Below are 5,640 nucleotides of genomic sequence, written 5' to 3'. Positions count from 1 at the left end.
TAAGTAACAGGAATACGACGCTTTTCACCGAACTGTGCGATCAGCTTCCCGTCTTGACTAAACACCTTCATAGGTGTTTGTAATTCAACGTCTTTTAGAGTTGCAACATCTGGCAATTCAGGCTTCACATACTGATAGAAGCCAAATATTGTGGTGACTCCAAGAATTATGCAAATCAATGTTAAAAATAATAAACGCTTTATGAACTTCACCGGAGAATCCCTGATTGGTTGAGGCTGTGTAACGGCAAACCCTTGTACTCTTAGGTCAAAAATTTAGCACATAAGAGATATTAACTCTTATTTGGATGCTAATAACAACCTTTGCACGAAGAAATTTCGGAGCGAGAGTAAGAGATGGATAAGCTAATCGTTACCGGCATCGATATAGGCCATAACAGCCTCAAAGCCGTAGTACTTAAACCCACAGGCAACAATTACGCTCTGTTGGGTTACAAAGAAATATTACTAAAGGAAGGTATTGTCGCTGAAAATAACACCATAAATCATCAAGAAATTGTAAAGACCCTCAAGCAGATAAAAAAAGAACTGCCTTTTGGCGCTAAAAAAGTTGCGATTTCAGTTCCTGATAACTCGGTAATTAGCAAGAAACTGCAAATAGAACAAAATCTTGAAGAGAGTGAAGTTGAGTTTGCAGTGATACAAGCCTTTTCTCATCAATCGCCATTCCCTGTCGAAGAGCTGAGTTTAGACTTCGTTCGTCTTCGCGCTGAGGGCGGGCAGAGTGGCAGTGATAGCTATCAAGTGTTTGCGACAAGAAAAGATGTGGTAGAAGGCCGAGTCGATGCATTACAAAAGTCCGGACTAAAACCTGTTTTAGTGGACGTGCATTCGCAAAGCCTTGGTCATATCTGGAAGCTCACCGCCGATCGCTTTCCTGACAAAAACAAATACTGCTTACTCGATATTGGCACCTTATCGAGCTCCTTCACCATGTTTACCGAACAAGGTGAACTGTTTCACAAAGAGTTTGCTTACGGCACACGCGGAGCAAACAGCGCTTCTCCAGTCGATTTTCTGTCCGATGATGCTCAGGAGAAAACAGAGCTGTTTAACCGTCAAATCGTAGAGCGAGTAAAGCGCCAGATGCAGCTCTATACCTCAATCAATGGCTCACAAAACATCAAGGGTATCTGGTTATCAGGGGAGGGGGCCTCCACTCCCATGCTCGTAGAAGAGTTGTCTCAACAATTGTCGTTAGAGTGTGAATTGCTAAATCCGCTAGGGCTATTTGAGATGAAGGTGTCTAAGCGTAAGCGTCGTGCTGTGGATTGGCAGCATTTCTCAACAGCAGCCGGACTGGCCGTTCGTGGCATTCATTGGCTAGGAGGCGCCCGTGCTTTATCGCATTAATTTACTTCCTTGGCGAGAGAATCAAAGAGAAGAGCACCGACGTCGCTTCATCAGTTTGGTCGCATTAGGCATGTTGGTCGCTGTTGGCATCCAGTGGGGTATTGGAAAGTTTTTTGAGTACCAACAAGATCAACAACAGGAGCGGCTCGATTACCTCACTCACTACATTGCCGAACTCGACCAGCGTATTGAAGCAATGAAAATTGCAGAGCAAGAGCACAGCAAAATCCTCGAACGTCTAAAGGTCGTTGAAGGTTTACAAAACGGACGAAACAAAACGACCGAGTTCATGAACTTAATGCCTGCCGTTATCCCTGAAGGTGTATATGTCGACAAGATCAAAATGAATGATCTGGAAATTGAGATCTCTGGGATCTCAGATAGCACTCCAAAACTTGCCACGATGCTGGACAACATGGAGCGCTCGGCCAAGTTGAACGACGTAGAAATGCATTCCATCGTTCACGGCAAAGCCCGTTTTGGGAAAGAGTTTCAAACATTCAAAGTGTCTTTCATGTTCAAAGTAACGGAGAAGAAATTGGAGGCTCAACGTGGTTGATTGGCAGGATCTCGAAATAGATGAAATGGCCGAGTGGCCATTGTTGCCCCAGATTGTAGTAATCGCGCTTCTGATCATGGTGATTCAAGGCTTAGGTTATTGGTTTTACCTTAAACCGAAAGACGAACAGTTGAATCACTTGATTCAGCAGGAGCAGACACTCAAGGTGGCATTGAAGATCAAAGCGAACAAAGTGGCAGCGTTGCCTCAGCTTCAATCTCAATTGGATGAACTTACCACTCGTTACGAGTTATTACTGCAACAACTGCCTGCGCAAAAAGAGCTGGCTACAATGCTCGCTTCAGTGAATGAGCTTGGCATCGACAATAAGCTGACTTTCACCCGAATCGACTGGGGCGAAAAACAATCAGAGCACTTCCTTTATCGTCTCCCTTTAAACATTGAGTTAACGGGCGACTTTCATGACATCGGCCATTTTTCTCAGGCGATAGCGACGCTACCTCGAATCATCACGTTTAAAGATGTGACTTGGCAACGTGTCAGCCAAGAGAGCGAAACCCTGCACTTTCGGGTGCGTGCTAATACCTATCAGTTTAAGCCGGAGGAGACGAAAAATGACAAGTAAGTCTTTGTTGCTGGTACTGATGGGTTCTCTATTGATGGGCTGCCAGGCGAATGATGAATCATTGACGGATTTTATTCGAGGAGTGGAAACACAGGCGCGTCGAGAGGTCGAGAAGCTTAAGCCCGCAGACAAGTATGTTGCAGTCACGTACGCACCGGAAGTACAGCGTGCACCCTTTGAATTACCCAAAGAAGCCACCATCGCGACTCAGCCAGTTGCAAGAAAAGATTGTTGGCAACCGCCTTCAAGAAGGCGAACTGGCAAATTAGAAAAATTCCCATTAAGCCAATTACGTTTGAAAGGTGTCATGGGCATGGATAACACGGTTTCTGGCCTCGTTCAGGCTCCCAATGGCACCGTCTATAAAGTTAAGCCGGGTCAATACCTCGGACGCAATAATGGCAAAGTGACCCATGTCAGCCACTCCTATTTGTTGATTAATGAAACGTTGCCCGACGGCTTAGGATGTTGGCAAAAACGTAAAGTTAAGTTGGCTTTGAGATAGCCCCATTTATTTTTGATATTGAGTAATGAAAATGAGACAAGGATTAACACGTACACCAAGGATACTTACTGGGCTCTTCTCCTTATGGTTGTTTGTATTTTTAGCCCCTTTAGCGGCAGCTGAAGAAGTTTCGTCCAATGCCCTAAAAAGTATCGACTTTCGAACTAATAAAGATAAAGACGCCGTGATTGTCGTCGAATTGGCGTCACCGGCCGCGATTGTAGATATCAAGCGTGTACAGGAAGGGTTAAGTATCGATTTGCTTAACACTTCAGTAAAAGACGAGCAATTGTATCTCCTAGACGTGAAAGATTTTTCGACTGTGGTTGAGAGCGTAGAAGTGTTTCGCGACACCTCGACGACGCGCTTGGTTGCGCACATCAATGAAGAATACATGCATGATTACCGTTTAACGGGGCGTTTTTTGGAAATCAAAGTAGCGAAGATCAAACCCAATGAGAAAGCCCCAGATAAAAGCATTTTAGAAAGAGAAGGTAAGCTTATTTCGATTAACTTCCAAGATATTCCTGTGCGAAACGTCTTGCAGCTTATTGCTGATTACAACCAATTCAATTTGGTTGTCTCCGACTCTGTGGAAGGCAACCTCACGCTTCGTCTTGATGGTGTCCCTTGGCAGCAAGTGCTGGATATTATTTTGCAAGTTAAGGGGTTAGATAAGCGTGTTGATGGCAACGTGATTTTAGTTGCTCCGACTGATGAGCTGGACTTGCGTGAGAAGCAGCAGTTAGAAAAACAAAAACTGACGGAAGAAATGGGAGAGCTTTCATCTGAAATCATCAAAGTTAATTTTGCTAAAGCATCAGACATTGCGGAGATGATCAATGGAGAAGGAAATATCAGCATGCTGTCAGAGCGCGGCAGTATGACCATTGATGAGCGAACTAACTCGTTATTGATTAGAGAGTTACCTGTAAACATCGAGGTGATTCGAGAAATTATTGAGTCTTTGGATATTCCAGTTAAACAGGTTCAAATTGAGGCGCGTATTGTGACCATCAATGAAGGTAACATGGACGAGTTAGGGATTCGTTGGGGTTTTACGTCTATTAATGGCAGTAATACAGTGGGCGGTTCTATTGAGAACAACCTCGCCACGATCGGTCTCTATAATGGAGAAGGGGGTGATGACGGTGGTGACGGTGATGGAGTAGGGATCGATGACTTCCTAAATGTAAACTTAGCTGCAACCAGTCCGAATGCGACCAGCATTGCTTTTCAGGTCGCAAAGTTAGGTTCAGACACCTTGTTGGATCTTGAGCTTTCTGCTCTGCAACAAGAGTCTAAAGCTGAGATTATCTCGAGCCCACGTTTGATCACTACCAATAAGAAACCTGCCTATATCGAACAAGGTACAGAGATTCCTTACCTAGAGTCATCATCAAGTGGTGCAACGACGGTGACGTTCAAAAAGGCGGTATTAAGTTTGAAGGTAACCCCGCAAATCACACCGGATAACCGCTTAGTATTGGATTTAAGTGTCACGCAAGATAGACCAGGACAAGTCGTGAAGACAGGCACTGGTGAAGCGGTTGCGATTGATACTCAACGTATCGGGACGCAAGTGTTAGTGAATAACGGTGAAACGGTCGTTCTTGGTGGTATTTTTCAGCACAGCATTACTAACTCGGTGGACAAAGTGCCTTTGTTGGGCGACCTGCCGCTATTAGGTGCTCTTTTTCGTCGAAGTTATGAGAATGTTGGCAAAAGTGAGCTGTTAATTTTCGTCACGCCTAAGGTGGTGATTCAGTAGTTCTGTCTCGGGAAAAACTGATTAAATCAAAAATAAAGTTGCAATAGTGGCACCATGCTTGGATAATTTCGGGTCTTATCACGAATTATCTGTGAGGAACTGGTGCCACAAGCCTTGTAGAACAGCAGTTTAGCTGTGTTTTCTTGTGGCGATCTTATTGAATCAATGTTGTAAATTACTGCTAAACATGGCTGAGAAACGTAATATTTTCCTTGTTGGCCCAATGGGCGCCGGCAAAAGTACAATTGGTAGACATCTAGCACAGCAACTGCATATGGAGTTTGTTGACTCCGATACAGTGATCGAAGAACGCACTGGTGCAGACATCTCTTGGGTTTTTGATGTAGAAGGTGAAGAAGGCTTCCGCAAGCGTGAAGAAGCGGTACTTGAAGACCTAACACAAGAGCAAGGCATCGTGCTTGCGACTGGCGGTGGCTCTGTTAAGAGCAAAGAAAACCGCAATCGTCTTTCGGCACGTGGTGTTGTTGTTTACTTAGAAACGACGATTGAAAAGCAACTTGCGCGTACAAACCGCGACAAGAAGCGTCCTTTACTTCAAACGGATAACCCTCGCGAAGTACTGGAGCAATTAGCTGAAGAACGTAATCCTTTATATGAAGAAGTAGCGGATTACACTGTTCGCACTGACGATCAAAGTGCAAAAGTGGTAGCCAACCAGATCGTAAAAATGCTAGAAGAGAGATAAGTCTTTATCTTTTTTTTAATTGGAGCAAACCGATGGAACGGATTACGGTCAACCTAGCTGAGCGTAGCTACCCAATCTCTATTGGCGCCGGGTTATTTGAGGACCCGGCGTACCTCTCTCAAGTTCTCTCAAACAAAAAT

At 44.5% G+C, this 5,640-nt stretch carries 7 protein-coding genes; 6 read left to right on the top strand and 1 reads right to left on the bottom strand.

Translation table 11 applies throughout. The features are described from left to right. Positions 1 to 212 (bottom strand): hypothetical protein (locus tag R7041_RS22520; RefSeq protein WP_318086091.1); only part of this gene is annotated, 212 nt, incomplete at its 3' end. A gap of 144 nt (positions 213 to 356) precedes the next feature. On the opposite strand from R7041_RS22520, the gene pilM reads away from it, so the two are divergent. The 6 genes from pilM (at position 357) to aroK (ending at position 5,500) form a co-directional block, all read left to right on the top strand. Then, a complete protein-coding gene (gene pilM / locus R7041_RS22515; RefSeq protein ID WP_017633531.1) occupies positions 357 to 1,373 on the top strand; it encodes a type IV pilus biogenesis protein PilM in 1,017 nt (338 codons plus the stop codon). Next, complete coding sequence (locus R7041_RS22510; RefSeq protein WP_005381323.1) at positions 1,357 to 1,932, top strand: PilN domain-containing protein; 576 nt, start codon at positions 1,357 to 1,359, stop codon at positions 1,930 to 1,932. Before pilM ends, R7041_RS22510 begins: the two co-directional genes overlap by 17 nt. Then, positions 1,925 to 2,518: a type 4a pilus biogenesis protein PilO gene (locus R7041_RS22505; RefSeq protein ID WP_005381322.1), complete on the top strand. Its 594-nt coding sequence runs from the start codon at positions 1,925 to 1,927 to the stop codon at positions 2,516 to 2,518. Before R7041_RS22510 ends, R7041_RS22505 begins: the two co-directional genes overlap by 8 nt. Further along, entirely contained in the window at positions 2,508 to 3,023 is a 516-nt protein-coding gene (locus R7041_RS22500) for a pilus assembly protein PilP (RefSeq protein ID WP_005382766.1), read from the top strand. The genes R7041_RS22505 and R7041_RS22500 overlap by 11 nt, the downstream gene beginning before the upstream one ends. A 25-nt stretch (positions 3,024 to 3,048) precedes the next feature. Next, positions 3,049 to 4,794: a type IV pilus secretin PilQ gene (locus R7041_RS22495; RefSeq protein ID WP_206949731.1), complete on the top strand. Its 1,746-nt coding sequence runs from the start codon at positions 3,049 to 3,051 to the stop codon at positions 4,792 to 4,794. A gap of 187 nt (positions 4,795 to 4,981) precedes the next feature. Further along, a complete protein-coding gene (aroK, locus tag R7041_RS22490) occupies positions 4,982 to 5,500 on the top strand; it encodes a shikimate kinase AroK (RefSeq protein ID WP_005381319.1) in 519 nt (172 codons plus the stop codon). Positions 5,501 to 5,640 lie beyond the last annotated feature (140 nt).

The sequence above is a fragment of the Vibrio sp. 1751 genome (assembly GCF_033339895.1).
Classification (GTDB): domain Bacteria; phylum Pseudomonadota; class Gammaproteobacteria; order Enterobacterales; family Vibrionaceae; genus Vibrio; species Vibrio alginolyticus.
This window is presented reverse-complemented; position numbering and strand designations above follow the sequence as displayed.